This window comes from Aminobacter sp. GW821-FHT11F06, assembly GCF_058808215.1.
On record NZ_JBXARL010000003.1, the window covers coordinates 230628 to 250810 of the forward strand.

The window sequence follows — 20183 nt, forward strand, 5'->3', positions numbered from 1 at the left end:
ACATGGCTGAAAATCAGGATGTGATAGCCGCGATTGTCGGTATCGAACCCGGCAGCGCGCTGGCTGATGTAGTGGCGGGACGCGCCGACATCATGGCACTGACGCAGCAGACGCATGATGGCGCATTGACGCCGGTTGAAACAGGCGGGCTGTCGCATGCCGAGCGCGCGGCGCTTGCGTGCCGTATCGCCAAGATCAACGACGACAAGGACTTCGAGGAACATTTCGAAGCCTTGCTCGAAAAGGCCGGTGCGTCCGGCGACACGGCGCGCATTGCCGACATCTGGTTCGACGGCGGCAATGATGCGCGGCTCAAGGCGCTGATCCGGCATGTCGACCTGGTGGCGCATGCGCCCAAGGATGCGACGCGCCGCGACATCGAATTGCTGCAGGAAGCGGGTCTCGCCGATGCCGACATCGTGCGTCTGTCGGAGCTTGTCGCCTTCGTCAGCTATCAGATCAGAGTCGCCGCCGGGCTGCGGCTGATGCGGGGATTGGCATGAGCAAGGTTGTCCACGAATTCACCACCACCATTCCCGAGTGGAAGCCCTACGTCAGGCCGCTCGACCTCGCCGAGGCGAGCCCCGCTCAGATCGAAGCGCTGAAGATCACTCCGTCCAACACCAAGGTGTCGGATTATGTTCTGGTGCTGGCGCATGACGTCGAGACGCTGACGCACCGCTCGCCGCTGTTCAATGGCGTGATGTACAACAAGGGCGGCCTGTCGCGTGCCGAGCGCGAGATCGGCGCTGTCGGTGCCTCGATCGTCAACCGCTGCATCTATTGTGCAGCGGTGCACGCCAGCCGCTACAACCAGCTCGCCAAGGACGAGACCGTCATCGCGGCGATCTTTGCCGACGGTGTCGATGCCGAGATCGAGCCCCGGCTCAAGGCGATCCTGAACTTCGCGGTCAAGCTGTCGAAATGCCCCTCCGATGCTGATGCCACCGACATGCAGGCGCTGGTTGATGCCGGCCTCGGCAAGGACGAAATCCTCGACCTGATCCTGTCGTCGTCGCTGTTTGGCTGGGCCAACCGGCTCATGCACACGCTTGGAGAGCCGCTCGCCGAATAGATTGCCCGTGGCGTCGGAAGGAGCATCGGAATGAACATGCATTCGGTCAATCCGCCGGAAATCGGGCCGCGCCTGCAGGCGTACCGAAAACAGCAGAAGCTCACGCTTGCCGATCTGGCGACGAAATCGGGCGTGTCGCGCTCGATGCTGTCCGAGATCGAGCGCGGCAACGCCAACCCGACCTATGGCACGCTGTGGCATCTGACCCGGGCGCTCAACATCGACCTCAACAACCTGATCAGCGGTGCCAGCGAAGAGCGCGGCGACCGCATCGACCTGCAGCCGGAGAACCTGACGCCGACAATCCGTAGTGCCGATGGCAGCTGCACGCTGCAGATATTGTCGCCAGCCGGCATGGTGCCGCTGATCGAATGGTATCTGCTGAGCTTCGAGCCTGCGGGCAAGCTGATCAGCGATCCGCATGGTGCGGGCACCATCGAGCATCTGCATTGCACCGAAGGCGAGATCGTGGTGCGCAGCGCGGGCAACGAAATGATCGTGCGTGCCGGCGAGACGGCGCGCTACGCGGGCGATGTCCCGCATTCTCTGACCAGCGCCGGAGCAGTCGGGGCGCGGGCTTTCCTGGTGGTGGCCTCAGGCGAGGTCGGCAGCAGCACAACGCGGGCGTTGATACGCCCGAAATGAAACGACCCCGGCGGCGCCGGCATTTGGCGGGCTTCCGGAACTGAAATGACGTTGATCCAAAAGGGAATGTTGGAATGCAGGTAGGTATTGTCGGTGCGGGTTCGATCGCCTTTGGGACGGCGGTGTTTCTCGAACAGCAGGGGCATCACGCGACGCTGTGGTCGCCGTCGGGCGAGCGGACCAAGGCGCTGGCCAAGGGCGAGGCCCTGGTCGCACAAGGTGCCGTCGAAGGCACTTTCCATCCGGCAGCCGCCGCAAGTGCTGAAGCACTCGTCGCCGGCGCCGAGGCAATCGTGATCGCGCTGCCGGCCTATGGCCACAAGACCGTGCTCGACGCCATCGCGCCCTACATCAGAGCCGACCAGACCGTCATCATCTCCTCGCACGCCTCTTTTGGCGCGCTTTACCTGTCGCGCCTGCTTGCGGCGCGCGGCGTCGTCGCGCCGATCGTCGGCTGGGGCACCACTGTGGTGTCCGGCCGCCAGCTCAGCCCGACCTCGGTCAACGTCAACACCGTGCGCAAGAAGGTTGATCTTGCCACCGTGCCGGCGTCGCGCAGTGCCGATGGCTTCGCTGTTTGCCAGACGTTGTTTGGCGACCGTTTCGTCGACCGGGGCAGCCTGATGGCGATCGCGCTCTCCAATCTCAACCCGCAGAACCACATGGGCATCGCGCTCGGCAACATGACGCGCATGGAGCGTGGCGAGAACTGGAGCCAGGGCCAGAACGTGACGCCGAATGTCGGCCGTCTGCTCGAACAGCTCGACGAGGAGCGCATCGCCATCGCCACCAAGCTCGGCCTGGACGTGCGCAACATCTTCCAGCATTTCCACCTGTCGTTCCATGTGCCGATGAACTCGATCTCGCAGATGAACCAGGAGATGCACGAAGCCGGCAATGGCGGCACCGGTCCAACCACCGCCGACAGCCGCTATGTCACCGAAGACGTGCCGTTCGGCCTGGTCGCGACTGCCAAGATCGGCCGTCTCGCGGGCTACCCCGCCGAGCTCCACGAAGCCGGCGTGCGCATCTTCTCGGCCATGTATGGCCGCGACTTCAATGCCGAGAACGATCTGCTTACAGCACTCGACCTCGACGCGATGTCGCTGGAGCAGCTCAACGGCCTGTGCCGCGACGGATTTGCGGCAGCTTAACCAAGCGCTGCGGCGCGGCGCCCCTGGCGGGCCGCCGCGCCAACTTTTCTTTCCCGTATGCGGCAGCCGCCGGGTCAGACCAAGGTCCTGCTACTCCCTCACAAGGTCCTGCTTTCTGCAGCATAGGTCGCGGGCCGGTTTCACTGCTGCTTTGCTTGCTGCACGTTCCAGGCGTCGTCGGATTGCCGATTCAGACTGAGCCGCAGGCAATGGATCAGTTGGAAAGGCAGGCGTCAGGCGGCTTGGCAACGGCAGCCGTGTCTCGGCTGTCTTCTCCTCGGGCATCTATTGCCCATTCTTCAGAGTTCATCGGGCGGGGTTTGTGCGCGTTGTCCTGACGCTGCGTGCGAGCCTTTTTGCCATGAGAGGCGCAAGGCATCGAAGGGACTGCGCGTTTTCCTGATTTCTCATTTTGCGAGGGAAACGCGATGGGCCTTCTACTTCAAGCATTTTGTGCCGACTTTGTTTTGGCTACCCGTACGATCCTGCGGTTCGTTCATTTCATAGGTTTAGCACTCGGCCTGGGTGGCGCGACCGTGCTCGACCTGATGTTGATGCGGTTTTTTGTCAGCGAAAGGATCACGCCCGAAAAATGGATCGTGTTCAAGTTCGTCTCCAAGCTGGTCAATGTCGGGCTGCTTATCCTTTGGCTGACCGGGCTTGGATTTCTCGTCCTTTACGCATTTTGCGAACCCGTGAAGCTGACCAATGAAAAGATCTGGGCCAAGCTCGCCATTGTCTGGGTGTTGAGTGTCAACGGCGTCTTCATCCACGCTGTGGTGCTGCCGCGCATAGAAGAACAGATCGGCAAGCCGCTCTTCCTGTCGATGAGCAATCTGCAGCGTCATGCCTTTCTGGCATCGGGTGCGATTTCGGTCGCCTCCTGGTACGTCCCGGTGGCGCTGGGTGCGCTGGTGCAGTTCAACTTCACCGTGCCCGCCTCGGCGATCCTTCTGGCCTATCTGATCATTGTTTGTGTTGCGATCGTCGCGGTCCAGCTTTCTGTTCACGCGCTTCCGGCGATCAGCACCTGGTGGCAAAGCCGCAAAGGCTTGCTGCAAAGTCGCTTCCGCACCGCATGAGATCACCGCGATGGTGCAGCATGCATGGCTGCACCATTTCGGCACAGGCGAGGCATCTCTTCGTACCACAAAAAGCGTAGTTTCAGTCCACTAACCTCCACCATTGTGCTTAGGCCAGCACCGCGAAACTACCCAATTCGGACAGGCTTTTCGGTCCGGTCTTGCCAAAGATTCTCGCGATAAACGGCCCGAATTGCGCCGGCGCCGGTCGCCGAAACGCTGGTGGTTAACTATTTGCTAATACATCTGTTTACGCGAGGACCCTACGCGCTTACACTACCTATGCGGCGTAAGGGGTAGGGGTTTGCGTAATGACGATCTCCATAGCGTTGGTCGATGACCACCCGCTGTTGCTTTCCGGCGTTGCTCGCATGTTCGAAATGGAAGGCGACTTTGATGTCGTGGCATGCGGCGGGACGGCGGCTGATGCCATCGAAATTGTAGCTCAGCATCTGCCGAATATTCTGATCCTTGATCTAAGTCTGCCCGGCGATGCCTTTGAGGCCATCGCGGCAATCGCGTCCAAGTCGGACAATACAAAAGTTGTTGCCTTCACCGCTTCGACGGGCATCGAGGCTGCCGTCCGCGCGCTCGAAGCGGGCGCAAGCGGCTACATCCTCAAGGGCAGCAGTTCCGACGAGGTGCTGAGGGGCGTGCGCGCCGTCCATGGCGGCGAGGTCTACATCACGCAGGGTTTTGCCAGCAAAGTCATCTCAGCCTTGAGGAATGCTTCGCTTCGCAAGATCGCAGCGCAAGCCATCAAGCTCAGCATCCGCGAGGAGCAGATCATTCGTCTGTTGCTGAGGGGCCGGACCAACAAGGAAATCGCCGTCTCCCTGGGCATCAGCGAAAAAACGGTCAAGCACTACATGACCGTGCTGATGCAGAAGCTACAGGCGCGAAACCGGCTTGAGGTGGTCATTGCCGCACAGAAAATGGAAGCCGAGAGCCGGCGCGATCGGGAGCCGGCGTTCCACTGACGCATCGGGCGCTTTGTGCGTCCATACGAATGCGCAGTGCTCATGTCGTTGTCGATGCCTTGGGGTCCACCGCGCTGGCTGGAAGTGCGGTCAGCGGGATTTCCACGAACAGTTCGGCGCCTCGTGGCTGCCTGGGGCGCAGCTGGACCCGGCCACCGAACACCTCGACACGGTTGCGGATGCCCTGAAGTCCGAGCGGATTGACGCGTGCTTGCGGTTCGGTTCGTGGCGCTAGCCCAGGCCCAGAATCCGAGACGGTCACGGTTATGGACATGTCGCTGGCGCGGGCCAAAACGTGCTGCTGCTGCGCCTCACCGTGGCGGAATGCATTGTTGAGCCCCTCCTGGATGACGCGGAAAAGACAGATCTTCAAGGATGGATCGATCTGACCCGGGAGCCCTTCAAATCTTGCCTCGACCATCGTTCCTGTGGCTTGTTCATGGCGCGCGATGGCAAGGTTCAGCGTCTCTTCCAGGCTAAGGCTCCCTATCTCCGGAAGAACCAGCCCGCCCGACAGATCGCGAAGTTCAGACAAGACCTGCTTGGCCAATCCCTCGGCACCTGCGTCGGCTGGGCCAGTATCGACTAGGCTTTTGTCCGGCGACGGCCGCGTCTTGGCCGATGTGCCGCGCATTTTGTAAGGCGATTGGCCCAGGCGCAGTATCAGCAGGCTCAACAGCTGCACGGGGCCGTCGTGGAGGTCCGCGCCGATGCGATTGAGCAGGCGTTCATTGGCCTGGCTCGCAGCTATTCGCAACTTGTCGGCCATGACACCGAGCGCGCTGTTTTGCTCGGCAAGTTCCCGGGCGTTAGCCAGCTGGCTGGCGAGCGTGTGTTGCTGGCTCGTGATCAGCCAGTTTGCCCGTCTGACGATCAGGAACAGCAGCGCCATCATCGCCGCCGTGGTGAGCCCGACGACTGCCCATGCCTTGCGCTGCGCGCTCGCCAGGCTTTCCATGAACGGGCCGGCCTGTTCGTAGAACTCGCCCACGGCGACGACCCCGTCGGCTTCGGTATGGTAGATGGGTGCGTATATCTCGAGCAACGGGTAAGATCTGGTCACGCCGTCTTCGTCGTCGGCCTGTTCTTCGATCTGGGAGACGATGTTGCCGGCAAAGGCGCGCGCCACATCGGCCGTCAGCATGCGCTTGCCGACCAGCGACTTCTCCGTGCTGTAGATCACCGTGCCATCGTCGCGCCAAATCCTGACCCCTTCGACTCGGTCCGAAAGGTCTGTGCCGATGAGCATCCGGTCCAGTTCCTGGTGGTGCTCTGCGGATATTTCCAGATTGTCGTCGAGCTGCCGGATATGGGGGGCGAGGAACCCCTGCATATACAAGCTGGCGGATTCAGCCCGGCTACGAACCTGCCCGGCCTCGATCTGCGAACTCAGCCATTGGCCGAGAATGGCCATCGAACCGCAAACGATCAGCGTTGCAACAGTCAGGAATTGCGCCGTCAGGCTGAGCCTGTGCCAGTAGCTGAAAGGGTTCTGGATACGAGTCCAAAGTCCCATCCGGCCCTGACCATTGGTCCCACCAGCGCCCGGATCAATGGTCGCGCGTTCCCCTTCACCGAAAGTCAGTGGGCTGGGCGGGACCAAGGTGTCCCCATTTGATGAGACCTTGTTAGCTACCAAGGCGTCCTCCCCGGCGAGAATATGGTCGTGCGAATTCTTGCGATCCCGACCGAAGCTGGTCTTTGAATTCCAAGCCCGGTCGATTGAACGAAAACTGAAAATGCAGGTCGCGCCGCGTTCGTATGGCGCGAGGGGGTAGTCGTATGCCTAGTTTCCAGTTCAGCGCACGACCTTCATGGCGCCTGTCGCCACGGCAGCCCTGGCCCCGAACCGCAATCAGCTAGTCACCGCGACAGCCTCTTCGCCCCTCATGGCGCGAGGACCCTGTCGCATGTCCTCCAACCACTGAACGTCTCGGAGTAACGATCATGCCGACCAGCTTCAATGTCAACAAAGCCGACCTGGAGTTCATGCTCAAGCAGATCAAGATCGCCGAGGCGACGTCGATCGGCTACACGTCGGCGCCGAAGTCGATCCTCCAGGCCATCATGGACGCCCAGGGCGTGACGGCGGCGGTCGCCTCGCAGCTGCCCTTCGGGCTGCGCACCGTCGACGGCAGCTACAACAGCTTGCTGCCCGGCCAAGGCGAACTGGGCGCGGCCGACAATCTGTTTCCGCGGCTGACCGATCCTGTGTTCCGCAACGACGCCGACGGAGACGGGATCGATTTCGACGGTCCCGGCGGTCAACCCCCGGTCGTGCAAGGCAATTATGGCCAGCCTGGCACAGTCGTCGACGCCGACCCGCGCATCATTTCCAATCTGATCGTCGACATGTCGGTCCGGAATCCGGCGGCGATCGAGGCATTTCTCAACAATCCGCTCGCAGTCGCCGCTTTCGAAGAAGAGCATGGGTTCGCGCCGACCAAAGTGTGGCTCACGGATCCCGTCAATGTCGCTGCGGCCAATGAAGCGCTGCAGACAATTCCCAACCAGTCGCCGGATATCGGCCTGTCGCCTGGATTCAACTCCTGGATGACGTTCTTCGGGCAGTTCTTCGATCACGGTCTCGACCTGGTCACGAAAGGTGGCAACAGCACCGTCTATATCCCGCTGGCGGCAGACGATCCGCTCATCGCTGGCTCTGACGGCATCTTCGGCAACGCCGACGATCTGGCACCGCATCTGCGCTTCATGGCGTTGACGCGCGCTACGCCCACCGTGGTCAATGGCGTTCCCCAGCACGAGAACACGACCACCTCGTTCGTCGACCAGAACCAGACCTATACGTCGCACTCCTCGCACCAGGTGTTCCTGCGCGAATACGCAACCGTCGGCGGCAAGACCGTCACGACCGGCCGCCTCATCGACGGCTCAGCCGCGACCGGCTCCGTGGCTGGTGCCATCGGCAACTGGGCGGACGTCAAAGCCCAGGCGCTTCAATACCTGGGCATCAAGCTCAACGACTTCGACATCCACAACGTGCCGCTGCTGCTGACTGACCAGTATGGCAAGTTCATCCCGGGCGCCAACGGCTATGCCCAGATCGTCATGGCGCCGGATGCGACGCACGCGACCAACTGGCTGAAGGAAGGCAATCCCGACGGCAGCGTGACGACCGCGGGCTCGATCGGCACCAACCACGCATTCCTCAACGACATCGCGCATCACGCCGCGCCTTCGATCGTTGATCCCGACCACAATCCGGCGACTCCCAATAGTATTGCACAGGTTGCCGATGGCGACCTCGACGTCGACGGCGACGGCGTCTACGACGCGGCCGACGGCGACATCCTGACGGACGTGAACGGCGACGGCACGATCGACGGAAAAGACTTCCGTGCGGACGATGGCAATGAGCTCACCTACGATGATGAGGCGCTCAACCTGCACTTCATCACCGGCGACGGACGCGGCAACGAAAATGCCGCGCTGACGACCGTTCATTCGATCTTCCACTCCGAGCACAACCGGCTCGTCGACGTCAACAAGGCGACGATTCTCGAATCCGGCGACCTGGCATTCATCAACGAGTGGCTTGTGACGGACGTCGCGGCAATTCCGACGACCCCGGCGGAGATCGCCACGCTGAACTGGGACGGCGAGCGCCTGTTCCAGGCCGCCCGCTTCGCCACCGAGATGCAATACCAGCACTTGGTGTTCGAGGAGTTCGCGCGGCGTATCCAGCCGATGGTCGATCCCTTCATCTTCAACAGCAGCCCGGATGTCGACCCCTCGATCGTCGCCGAGTTCGCGCACACCGTCTATCGTTACGGGCACTCGATGCTGACGGGCACGGTGGATCGTCTCGACAACAACCTCGACCTGCTGAACGATGAACCGGACCAGCAGACATTGCTGGCGATGTTCCTCAACCCGACCGGCTATATTGAAAGTGGTGCGACGGTTGAGGAGATCAATGCCAACTTCATCCGCGGCCTGTCCCGCGACGTTGGCAACGCCATCGACGAGTTCATTGTCACGGACGTGCGTAGCAACCTGCTGGGCCTGCCGCTCGACCTTGGCGCGCTCAACATCGCGCGTGGCCGTGACACCGGCGTGCCGTCGCTCAACGAGACGCGCGCGCAGCTCTACAACGACACAGGCCTTGCCGATCTGAAGCCTTATGCGAGCTGGTTCGACTTCGCGCTCAACATCAAGAACCCGGCTTCGGTGATCAATTTCATCGCCGCCTATGGCACGCATTCCACGATCACGTCGGCGACCACGACGGCCCAAATGCGCGCAGCGGCGGAAGCGCTGGTCTTCGGCGGAGCCGGGGCACCAGCAGACCGGCTTGACTTCCTCCACGGTCGCGGCGCCTACGCTGCCACCGTCAACCCCGCCAATCCGAACGATCTTGGCGGCCTCGGCGGCCTCAACGACATCGACCTGTGGATCGGCGGCCTGGCGGAAAAGAACCCCGAATTCGGCGGCATGCTGGGCACCACCTTCAACTTCGTGTTCGAGTACCAGATGGAGGCGCTGCAGAACGGCGACCGGCTATACTATCTGACCCGTACGCAGGGCACGAACTTCCTCAACAATCTGGAGCCGAACTCGTTCTCCGACCTGGTCATGCGCAACACCGAACTCGGCGGCGATTACGCGACGCATCTGAACGGTCAGCTGTTCGTGACGCCCGACCATATCATCGAACTCGACCGGGGCATCGCGCAGACCGATTACAACGGCATCGCCGCCGGCAACGATCCCGAGTGGGACGGCTCGAACCCGGTTGTCGAAGCGATCCTCGGGCCGAAGGTGGTGCGCGACTATACCGGCGCAACCACGGTTCAAGCTCCAGCGACGAACTTGCCGGCCCCGGTAATCATCAATGGCAGTTTTGAGCAAAATTCGCTGGCAACAGGCCAACCCGGCGTGATCGCCGATGCTCTGGGTAACTACACGTTGACCGCGCCAACCGGATGGACGATTGCAGGCGGCCAGGGTGGCGTGTTCGCGCCTGCACCTACCGTCACTGCGGGCCACACGGGCAGCAATGTTGCCTGGCTGCATTCCGGCGCAACACTGTCCAAAAACACCGGCGTCGCGCTCGTCCAGGGAGCCATCTATTCTGTGAACTTCAAGGTCGGCGACAGAACCGATCAGCCTTGGCCCGGTGGCACGGCCCGGCTGATGGCCAGCGACGGCATCAACCCTGCCATTGTGCTTGCAACGCTGTTGCTACCCACGCCGGCGGACGGTCAATGGTCCGACGCATCGCTGACGACTGGAGCGATCGCAAACACCTACAACGGCCATACGCTCTACTTCGAAGTCCAGCAGGCTGACGGAACCGGCAACCAAATTCTGGTCGACGATGTTAGCATTGCGGCGAATTATGCCGGAGCTACAGTCACCCACGATGTCGGCGGCACGCTTCGGGTCCAGGGCGGCGAGCACTATGTGCTCGGCGGCACCGAAGGCAACGACAAGATCTGGGGCGACAGCGGCATCGACACTTTGTGGGGTGACGGTGGCGACGATTACCTGAACGGCATGACCGAATCCGACGACGTGTTCGGCGGTCAGGGCGACGACATCATCGAGGATCCGTTCGGCGACGACGTGCTGCGCGGCAACCAGGGCAACGATGTCATCACCAGCTCGCGCGGTGCCGACCTGATGTTCGGCGACCAGGGCCAGGACTACATTCTTCTTGGTCAGGACGCCGCCGAAGCGTTTGGCGGCACCGACAGCGACTTCATCCTCGGTGGCAACGGCAAGGACTTCGTGCTCGGCAATGAGGGCGACGACTGGATCGAAGGCGGTGGCGGTTTCGACACCATCGCCGGCGACAATTCCGAACTGTTCTTCAACAGCCCGCTCATCGGCCACGACGTGATGTTCGGCCAGGGCGATGAAACCGACTACGACGCTGAATCCGGCGACGACATCATGGGCTCAGGCCCGAGCGTGTTCCGCTACGAAGGCATGTTCGGCTTCGACTGGGGCATCGCCAAGAACGACAATTCGGCCATCGCCTTCGACTTGCAGATCCCGATCTTCACCACCGTCCCGAACGACGTTTTGCGTGACCGCTTCGACCAGGTCGAGGCGCTGTCTGGCTGGAAGAACGGCGACGTTCTCGACGGCGACGATCGCGGCCACAGCGGCGGCTCGTCGAGCCCAGACTCGACGCCAGTCGAGCTGTTTGTCGACCATACGCTGGACCAGGCGGGCATCGCTCGCATTGCCGGCCTTGACCGGCTGTTGGGCGGCATCCGCGACGACGGCACGACCGCCTCGGTCATAACCAGCTTCAAGAACGGCAACGTGCTGATCGGCGGCGACGGGAACGACTTCCTGCGCGGACGCGGCGGTTTCGACACCATCGACGGCGACGCGTGGCTGAACGTTCGGATCAAGATCGTCATTCCGACCGGCCCGAATGCGGGCACCTATTCGGCCGAGTCCATGTCGACCGATACCGCGTTCGCTGGCCAGTACGCCGGCAAGGTCTACAACGTCTATACGGCCGCAGACCAGGCTCTTGACGCCACTCATATTGCCGGGGCCCCGAACTTTGACAGCCCGGCCTTCGGCGGCAGGTCGCTCAACTCGCTGATGCTGGACCGCACCATCAATCCAGGCCAGCTCAGCATCGTCCGCGAAATCCTCTACGACAACACCGACCTGACCGGCCCCAACAAGAACATCGACACTGCGATCTTCCAGGGCGGCGATCTCGAATACGAGATCGAGGGTACGCGGATCGTCTACGACGCTGTGACAGGCGAAGCGCTCAGGCGCGTAAATATCGGCGCTGCTGACGACAGCACCGCCCCTCTCAATATCCGCGATGTCAACAATGACGGCTTCATCACCGTCCGCGACCTCGACGACGGTACTGTTGCGGCGCCTGGACGTGTCGGCGGGTTGACGGTCAGCCGTGGTGCGTTGACCGACGACACCGACAAGCTGGTCAACATCGAGCGCCTGCAGTTCGCAGACAAGACACTGACTGTCGGCGTGTCGAACAACAGCCTTGCCACCGGCACGGTGACAATCTCCGATCCGTCGCCGTTCGACCACGACGGCAATCCGGCGACGCCTGGTGTCGTCAGCCCGATCGTCGGCCAGGTTCTGACAGCCACGCTCTCCAATCTCGTCGATCTGGACGGCGTTCCGATCGATCCTGCTACCGGCATGCCGGTTGGCCTGACCTTCGAATGGCAGACCACGGAGGCCGGCAATGACGGCGGCTGGGCGACGATCAGCACCGGGCTGACCTATACCGTGCGTCCGGTCGACCCGGCGCATGTGCTGCGGGCCGTTGCTGTGTTCAAGGACAGCAAGGGCGTCACCGAACGCATCGCCTCGGGCCAGACCGACAACGTCACGGCACCGTTCTCCATCAACGAGAACACCGCAAGCGGAACGGTCATCGCGCCGATCCCCTTCAGCCTCGACTATGATCCGCTCGGCTTCGGCGGCACCGGCGTCACCGACGGCGACGTTGTCCAGCTGACACATATGATGGCACCAGGACAGGATGCCGGTGGACGCTTCACGATCGTGAACACGGGCACGCCGACGGCGCCGATATACCAACTCGCAATCGCCAATGGCGGCGCACAGATGCTGAACTACGAGGCAGGCGTGCATACGCCAGCCAACCAGTCGCACCAGTTCGTCGACAACCAGTATCAGATCGTCATCGACACCTACACCGACACGATCGCGAATGGCGGCGTGCTGATAGCGCAGCGCCAGTTTACGATCCTTCTCAACGATGTGACCGGCGAAATCGTCGATGTCGCGCCGACGTTGGATCTCAGCGGCGCTGTCACCAACGGCAACTACCGCGAGGAATTCGGCACCCAGAGCTACACCGGCACGGACAGCGTCGGCGCAACCACCCCGTGGACCACGAACTGGACGGAGGCAGGCGACAACAGCAGCGCGACCTCCGGCAAAATCGACATCACCGGCGGGCAACTGACGTTCGACGGCAACATCGAAGGTGGTGAGACCCTCATCAGGGCCGTTGACCTCACCGGCAGAAGCAGCGCGACGCTCACCTTCAACTATGTCGACGACGACACCGGCAATGGCGAGAACATCATTGTCGAGGCATGGGATGGGCAGAACTGGCAGCAGATCGGGTCGACGCTGGGCGGTGCCACTGCTAACGGCGCAGGCACCTTCACCGCGGCCCTGACGGCCGCGCAGATCGGCGGCCACTCGCAGATCCGCTTCCGTGCGGAAGGCGATTGGGAGACGACCGGTGGCACCAATCTCCCGGGCAACAACCCGACCGACAACAACGGTGACAACTTCTTCATCGACAACGTCAACATCGCCTTTACGACACCTACGGCGACAGTGCCTAATGACCACACTGCGGCCACCTTCACCGAAGGCGGAGCGGCGGTCGCCATCGCATCGAACCCGGCTGTCGGGGACACCAACAACACGTCTCTGATGGGAGCGACGGTCAGGCTGACCAACGCCCAGGCCGGTGATCAACTGTCGATCCAGGGCACGCTGCCCGCCGGCATGACGATGAGCTTCGGCCCGGCGGTGGCTGGCGTCATCACCATGTACCTGAGCGGCAACGGTCCGATCTCCAAGGCTGCGCTGCAGGCCGCGATCGGCCAGGTCCGTTTCTCCAATACCGGCGACAACCCGAACCCGACAGCGGCGGCAACGCCGCGCACCATTCAGGTGACGGTCAACGACGGCGAAATGGAAAGCGTCATCGCCACGGCGACGGTGAATGTGACCGCTGTCGACGATCCGTTCGTGGCTACGCCGGATCGGATTGTGACCAACATCGTCGGCGCCAACTTCGTGGTTCCTGAATGGGTACTGCTGGCCAACGATGGCGATCCGGATTCGCCGGTCGTTCCTGATATCACGGCGGTCACCGAGAACTCGTCTGGCTTCACCGCGACGCTTGTCGCCGGGGGTGTTCAGATCAACGACACCGATGGCAACAACAACTCGTTCACCTATACCGCCAATGGCGGCACAACCGCGAACGTGGCAGTCGTCCGCGACACCGGCATTGTCGAAGGCGGCACCGGCAACGACATCCTCGTCGGCGACGGCAACGGCAGCACCTTTGACGGCGGCACCGGCAACGACTTCGTATTCGCCGGCGCTGGCAACGACACCATCGTGTGGAACGCCAACAATAGTGGAGCCACCGATGGCCGGGATGTGATCGACGGCGGAACCAACACAGCCACTGGCGACCGGTTTGTTATCAATGGCAATACGTCGAACGAAGCGTTCCTGGTTTACGCCAAGGCGGACGCGCTTGCCGCTGGCATCACTCTTCTCAACCCAGACAGCGAGATTGTCATCACCCGCAATGGCACAGTCATTGCCGAACTGGACAACATTGAGGAGATCACGATCAACACCGGAACGGGGCCCGACTCTGTCAACTCTGTCCAGATTATCGGCAACTTTGCCGGTACGAGCCTCAACTTCAACACCATTACCATCGACGGCACTGGCGGCAACGACACGATCGACATCTCATCGCTCACCTCCGCTCATCGCATCGTCTTCAAGTCGAACGGCGGCAATGACACGATCGTCGGCAATCTGCGCCCGCAGGACGTGATCGAACTGCCCACGGGTGCAACGCCTGCCGACTACACCTCGTCAACCGACGACAACGGCGTCACCACCATGACGAACGGGTCGCACAGCGTTTCGTTCACGTCGACGGGAGGGATGCCGCAGTTCGGGCATGGCAATGACGACGACGATGACGATCATGGCGAAAACCCTGTTGATGATGATGACGACCACAGCTGCGGCGGCGACGATGACGACGCGCCGGCTCCCGGCACGGCTGCCAACACGTCTGGGACAGCCAATGCCGACGTCCTGCTCGGCACAGCCGGCGCCGACACCATCTTTGCGCTCGGCGGCAATGACAACGCCCTTGGCGGTGGCGGTGCCGACATCATGCGCGGCGATGACGGCGACGACTTCCTCAGCGGTGAGGCCGGCAGGGACATTCTGTTCGGAGGGGCCGGGAACGACGATCTTCTCGGCGGCGACGATGACGACATGCTCTATGGCGACGGCGGTTCGGATCGGATCTTCGGCGACAACGGCCGCGATCTGATCGACGCGGGTGCTGGCAATGACACTGCCCATGGCGGGGCGGGCGACGACATGTTCATCACCCAGTCCGGCGACGGCGACGACAGCTATCATGGCGGCGACGGCATCGACACGCTGGACATGAGCGCGATCACCGCCGCTATCACCGTCGACCTCGGCACCGGCACCATGGGTCACGGCAGCGCCGTCTCCAGCCAGTCGGGCTCGGACACGCTGTGGAACGTCGAAAACGTGATCACCGGCTCAGGTGCCGACAAGATCACCGCAAGTGCCGCGGTCAATGTGATGGACGGTGGTTCCGGCAACGATGTTTTCCGCTTCCTGTCGGCCCAGGATGCAGACGGCGACACGATCCTTGGCTTCCAGCCGGGAGACAAGATCGACCTCAGCGGCATCGACGCCAATGGCGGATCGGCTGGCAACCAGTCCTTCACCTTGGTGCAGGGCTCCAGCCTCAGCGGCGCTGCCCAGCTGATCGTCACCCATGAGACGCGGGCCGATGGCGACTATACCGTCGTCCAGGCCAGCACCGATGGCGACAACGCGGCGGAACTGCGCATCAACATCAAAGGCACGCACGATCTCGGCAACTCGGACTTCACCCTCTGACCCGACGACGTGCAATGGCGGGCCGGCCGCCCCCGGCCCGCCAACAATTCTGCAACATAGAAATGGTGTAAGAGTATGCGCTCCAATACGCCTCAGGCCGGCCCCAAGCGCCGGAAAGCAGAAAAGCTGACGAAGGGCTTTCGTGGCATCTTCGGCTTCTTGTTCACGATGTCGGGCATCATCAATGTGCTGGCGCTGACCGGCTCATTCTACATGCTCCAGATCTACGACCGGGCGCTTGCCAGCGGCAGCATCCCAACGTTGCTCGCTTTGTCGGCGCTGGCGATCGGCCTTTATTGTTTCCAGGGGCTGTTCGACATCATCCGTTCGCAGGTCCTTGTCCGGGTCGGCGCACGGCTCGACTGCAAGATCGCGCCGATGGCGCACCAGGTGGCGATCGACATGCCGCGCTTCGGTTTTTCGACATCCGAGTCGCTGGAGCGGGGTCGGGACGTCGACACGGTTCGTGGTTTCCTTGGCAGCCAGGGGCCGGTGGCGCTGTTCGACCTGCCGTGGATGCCGCTCTATCTCATTTTCGTCTACCTGCTTCATCCCTATCTCGGCGCGCTCACCATTGCCGGTGCGTTCGTCCTGTCGATGCTGGCGATCGCCACCGAGCTGATGACGCGCCGGCTGGCCAGCGCCACGCACAGGGCCGCGATCACCCGCAACGAGATCGCCGATTCCAACGCCCGCAACGCCGACATCCTCAAGGCGATGGGGTTTGCCGGACGCGCCGTGACACGGTTCAATCGCGCCAATCGCGAACATTTGGAACTGCAGACGCGGACGAACGACATCAGCGGCACGTTCGGTGCCGTCTCGCGGGTGCTTCGCGTGCTTTTGCAGTCGGCGGTGCTCGGGCTGGGCGCATGGCTGACCATAATTGGCGAGCTTTCCGCAGGCGCCATCATCGCAGCGTCGGTCGCATCCGCCCGCGCGCTTGCGCCCGTCGACCTTGCCATCGCCAACTGGAAAAGCGTCGTTGCCGCGCGCACCGCATTCCAGCGCCTCAAGGAAACCGTCGCCGCACTTTCGGATATCGAAGCGCCCATGGAGCTGCCGGCACCGGTGTCGTCGCTCAAGGTCGAAAAGATCACCGTCACCGCTCCCGGTTCCGGCCGCGTGCTCTTGACCGAGGTCGGCTTCGAGCTCAAGGCCGGGCAGGCACTCGGCATCATCGGGCCGAGCGGTGGCGGCAAGACGACGCTCGTTCGCGCCTTGACCGGCATCTGGCCGACATTGCGCGGAAGCGTCAGGCTGGACGATGCCGAACTCAATCAGTGGCAGGACGCCACGCTCGGGCAATATGTCGGTTATCTGCCCCAGGACGTGGCACTGCTCGACGCGACGATCGGGGAAAACATCTCCCGGCTCGAGCCGAATGTCGATGCGGCCGCGATCGTCGAGGCTGCCCGTGCTGCCGGCGTGCACGAAATGATCGTACGCATGCCAGACGGCTACAAGAGCGCGCTCGGCCCGCAAGGCGCTTCGCTGTCGGCCGGGCAGCGCCAGCGCATCGGCTTGGCGCGCGCGCTCTACCGCAAGCCCTTCATCGTCATCATGGACGAGCCGAATTCGAACCTCGACGGCGAGGGCGAGGCAGCCCTCACCGAAGCGATCAAGTCGGTGCGCGCGCGCGGCGGCATCGCCATCGTCATTGCGCACCGGCCAAGCGCGCTCGCCGCCGTCGACCTCGTCGCGGTGATCCAGAACGGCAAGATGACGGCCTTTGGTCCCAAGAACGAAATCCTGAAGACGCCCGTGCCGCCAGAGGCAGGCAACCAGTCCGAGCCGCCCCAGAAGGCACCGCGCGTGACAGCGAGGGTATCGGCATGATCGAGATCAAAGGCACCAAGACGACAACGTCGGAAGCGGTCGCGGCCTACGACAAGTTCGTGCTCAAGAGCCAGGACAAGAAGACCGCGACACCGCTTTATTTCGGCATATTCCTGACCGGGATCGCGCTTTACCTGAAGAGCATCTTCCCCAGCCAAAGCGAGGCAGCACCCGTACCGGAAGACAGGCCTACGCCTGAGGAAGAGACCGCGCCGGAACCGGAGCAGACCACCGCACAGAGCGCGCCAGCCGATGTGGAAGCTTCGCCTGAACCTGAAAAGTTGAAGGGAACGGCGGGCTCCAGCGGGCGGCTCGTCGATCTGGTCGCTCGGGCCTCCTTCACCACCATCGAATCGCCCGTCGTCGATCTTCCAGCGTTTGATTTCTCGAAGCCCGATTTCCTCAGGGGTTTCGGCGACATGAAACTTTCCTTCGCCGCAGCCAACGATAACCCGCCGCCCGTTCGCAACAGCGCCGAGGGCGGTAGCAATCCTGCTCCTGGCGGTCGGGCCGAACCCGGTGAAGGCCCCGACAATGGCGAACCGGATGACGATGACGACACCCCGCCCGCTAATCGCGCGCCGCGCAGCAGCGGCCCTGTCTATCTCTACGATGTCTATGGCTGTGCCGCCGCGCTGATCGCGCTTTCAGACCTGTTGCGCAACGCGTCCGATCCGGACGGTGATATCTTGGGCGTTGGGAATGTCACTGTCTCTTCGGGAACGCTGACGCGGACCAGCGAAGGCTGGGTGTTCAATTCAGCCGGGCTTGGTCCTGTCACCGTCACCTACCAGATCAGCGACGGCAAATCCTTCATCACCCAGACAGCACACTTCTCGGTTCTGAAGAACAAGCCGATTGTCGGCACCGACGGAAACGACCTGCTCGTCGGCAGCAATTGCGCCGACGAAATCGACGGCAAGGACGGCGATGACAATATCGACGCGCGCAACGGCAACGACGCGGTCAATGGCGGCAACGGCAACGATCACATCATTGCAGGCGGTGGCGACGACATCATCCGGGCCGGCTTTGGCGACGACGTCGTGTTCGGCGGCGCGGGCGCCGACCAGATCTGGGGCGAACAAGGCAACGACCGGCTGTTTGGCGACCAGGGCCGCGACACCATCTTTGGCGGCGAGGGTCATGACCGCCTCTGGGGTGGCGACGACGACGACCTGCTTTTCGGCGAAGCGGGTGACGACGAGGCCGATGGCGAGGCCGGCAACGATCTTGTCGACGGCGGCGACGGCAACGACAGGCTGCGCGGCGGCGACGGCAATGACCGTTTGCTCGGCGGGCCGGGTGTTGATCACCTCAATGGCGGCAAGGGCGGTGACTTTCTCGCGGGCGGCACAAGCAGCGACCACGTCCTAGGGTCAGATGGCAACGACGTTGTCGCTGGCGATCTCGACCAGGCCGACGACATCTATGACGGCGGTGGGGATCTCGACACGCTGGACTATTCCTCGAGCAGAGCCGCACTGCGCATCGATCTTGCCGAAGGGAAAGCTTCGGGTTGCGAGATCGGCAATGACGAGGTCGCGAACTTCGAGATTGTCAAAACCGGATCTGGCGATGACAGCGTGAGTGGTGCCGACGCCGCCGAAGAACTGTACGGCAATGGCGGCGACGACATCATGGACGGCAAGGGTGGCGACGACCGGGTCGACGGCGGCGATGGCTGCGACCGGCTGACCGGCGGGGCCGGCAGCGACCAGGTCTCGGCGGGAGCCGGCAACGACACGGTGGTCGGCGACCTCGACGGGGCTGCCGATAGCTATGACGGCGGCAGCGGCACCGACACTATCGATTATTCCGCAGCGCAGCTTGGGATCATGGTCGACCTGGTCGAGGGCGTTGCCGAAAGTACTGAGATCGGCACCGACCATATTACTGGCTTTGAAGTTATTGAAGGCGGCTCTGGCTCGGACGTGCTGGCCGGGAGCAATACGGCCGAGACGATCCATGGCAACCAGGGCGACGATTCCATTTCCGGCGGCGCTGGCAACGACCGCCTGTTTGGCGGTGCCGGCAATGACACGATCGCGGATGGTGAAGGCAGCGACTGCGTTTATGCCGGCGGTGGCGACGACCTCGTCCAGGCCTCGGCTGACGGCGCCAACGATTGTTATCAAGGCGATGCCGGGACCGACACGCTGGACTATTCGGCGAGTGCCGCAGGTATCATCTTTGATCTTGATACGGGCACGGCGATCGGTTTCGAGATTGGACAAGACAGCTTCGTGTCTTTCGAGCAGATCGTCGGCGGTGCGGGCGACGACCGTTTCGTGATGGGCACCGAGCCGGCCACGGTGCGCGGCGGAGACGGCGAGGATACGTTCGAGTTCCAGCCGCTTTCAGGCGAAAGCAGCGCCGAGACCATCTATCGGATTCTCGATTTCATGGTCGGTGACCGGATCAAGGCATCGAAATACGAGATATTCGAAGACGTGATGGACACGCTGGAGGCACGCTTCGACGAGGTCTACAGCGGCGAAGGCGCAGCCCAGCCTTCGCCGATACGCATTACCCATGAAGGCACCGACGAGCTGCGGCAGACGCTGATCGAGATCGATGCCGACGGCGACCAGAATTTCGAGACGGCGATCGCGCTTACCGGCCACCACATCCTGATGGTCGTTGAAAATGCATGACCAGAGTTCAAGACCCGAAACGGGGAGCA

At 62.4% G+C, this 20183-nt stretch carries 10 protein-coding genes; 9 read left to right on the forward strand and 1 reads right to left on the reverse strand.

The features are described 5' to 3' along the window. Window positions 1-2: 2 nt before the first annotated feature. From AC1RTB_RS09025 to AC1RTB_RS09050, 6 genes are all read left to right on the forward strand, one after another. On the forward strand, window positions 3-503 hold the full coding sequence (locus AC1RTB_RS09025) for a CMD domain-containing protein (protein ID WP_492877796.1): 501 nt from the start codon (window positions 3-5) through the stop codon (window positions 501-503). Further along, window positions 500-1075 carry a peroxidase-related enzyme gene (locus AC1RTB_RS09030; protein WP_492877794.1) on the forward strand — a complete coding sequence of 192 codons (576 nt, stop codon included), beginning with the start codon at window positions 500-502 and terminating at the stop codon, window positions 1073-1075. Before AC1RTB_RS09025 ends, AC1RTB_RS09030 begins: the two co-directional genes overlap by 4 nt. 30 nt (window positions 1076-1105) lie before the next feature. Continuing rightward, window positions 1106-1720 (forward strand): helix-turn-helix domain-containing protein, encoded by a 615-nt coding sequence (locus tag AC1RTB_RS09035; RefSeq protein ID WP_492877792.1) that lies wholly within the window; start codon window positions 1106-1108, stop codon window positions 1718-1720. Window positions 1721-1794: 74 nt separating this feature from the next. After that, window positions 1795-2874, forward strand: coding sequence for an NAD/NADP octopine/nopaline dehydrogenase family protein (locus AC1RTB_RS09040; RefSeq protein ID WP_492877790.1), 1080 nt, complete (start codon window positions 1795-1797; stop codon window positions 2872-2874). Window positions 2875-3302: 428 nt separating this feature from the next. Further along, window positions 3303-3956, forward strand: coding sequence for a hypothetical protein (locus AC1RTB_RS09045; protein WP_492877787.1), 654 nt, complete (start codon window positions 3303-3305; stop codon window positions 3954-3956). 311 nt (window positions 3957-4267) lie between these two features. Beyond that, window positions 4268-4936: a response regulator gene (locus AC1RTB_RS09050; RefSeq protein ID WP_492877785.1), complete on the forward strand. Its 669-nt coding sequence runs from the start codon at window positions 4268-4270 to the stop codon at window positions 4934-4936. A gap of 40 nt (window positions 4937-4976) precedes the next feature. On the opposite strand, the gene AC1RTB_RS09055 is transcribed toward AC1RTB_RS09050, so the two are convergent. Further along, entirely contained in the window at window positions 4977-6575 is a 1599-nt protein-coding gene (locus AC1RTB_RS09055) for a sensor histidine kinase (RefSeq protein ID WP_492877784.1), read from the reverse strand. A 308-nt stretch (window positions 6576-6883) separates the two neighbouring features. Between AC1RTB_RS09055 and AC1RTB_RS09060 the strand changes: the two genes are divergently transcribed. From AC1RTB_RS09060 to AC1RTB_RS09070, 3 genes are all read left to right on the forward strand, one after another. After that, window positions 6884-15658 (forward strand): peroxidase family protein, encoded by an 8775-nt coding sequence (locus AC1RTB_RS09060; RefSeq protein ID WP_492877782.1) that lies wholly within the window; start codon window positions 6884-6886, stop codon window positions 15656-15658. Between the two features lie 75 nt (window positions 15659-15733). Beyond that, complete coding sequence (locus AC1RTB_RS09065; RefSeq protein WP_492877780.1) at window positions 15734-17497, forward strand: type I secretion system permease/ATPase; 1764 nt, start codon at window positions 15734-15736, stop codon at window positions 17495-17497. Then, a complete protein-coding gene (locus AC1RTB_RS09070) occupies window positions 17494-20154 on the forward strand; it encodes a cadherin-like domain-containing protein (protein ID WP_492877778.1) in 2661 nt (886 codons plus the stop codon). Before AC1RTB_RS09065 ends, AC1RTB_RS09070 begins: the two co-directional genes overlap by 4 nt. Window positions 20155-20183 lie beyond the last annotated feature (29 nt).

What these genes read in the sequence shown, in the direction of transcription:
- AC1RTB_RS09025 (WP_492877796.1), top strand. Translation starts at nt 3, where the DNA reads ATGGCTGAAAATCAGGATGTGATAGCCGCGATTGTCGGTATCGAACCC.
- AC1RTB_RS09030 (WP_492877794.1), top strand. Translation starts at nt 500, where the DNA reads ATGAGCAAGGTTGTCCACGAATTCACCACCACCATTCCCGAGTGGAAG.
- AC1RTB_RS09035 (WP_492877792.1), top strand. Translation starts at nt 1,106, where the DNA reads ATGAACATGCATTCGGTCAATCCGCCGGAAATCGGGCCGCGCCTGCAG.
- AC1RTB_RS09040 (WP_492877790.1), top strand. Translation starts at nt 1,795, where the DNA reads ATGCAGGTAGGTATTGTCGGTGCGGGTTCGATCGCCTTTGGGACGGCG.
- AC1RTB_RS09045 (WP_492877787.1), top strand. Translation starts at nt 3,303, where the DNA reads ATGGGCCTTCTACTTCAAGCATTTTGTGCCGACTTTGTTTTGGCTACC.
- AC1RTB_RS09050 (WP_492877785.1), top strand. Translation starts at nt 4,268, where the DNA reads ATGACGATCTCCATAGCGTTGGTCGATGACCACCCGCTGTTGCTTTCC.
- AC1RTB_RS09060 (WP_492877782.1), top strand. Translation starts at nt 6,884, where the DNA reads ATGCCGACCAGCTTCAATGTCAACAAAGCCGACCTGGAGTTCATGCTC.
- AC1RTB_RS09065 (WP_492877780.1), top strand. Translation starts at nt 15,734, where the DNA reads ATGCGCTCCAATACGCCTCAGGCCGGCCCCAAGCGCCGGAAAGCAGAA.
- AC1RTB_RS09070 (WP_492877778.1), top strand. Translation starts at nt 17,494, where the DNA reads ATGATCGAGATCAAAGGCACCAAGACGACAACGTCGGAAGCGGTCGCG.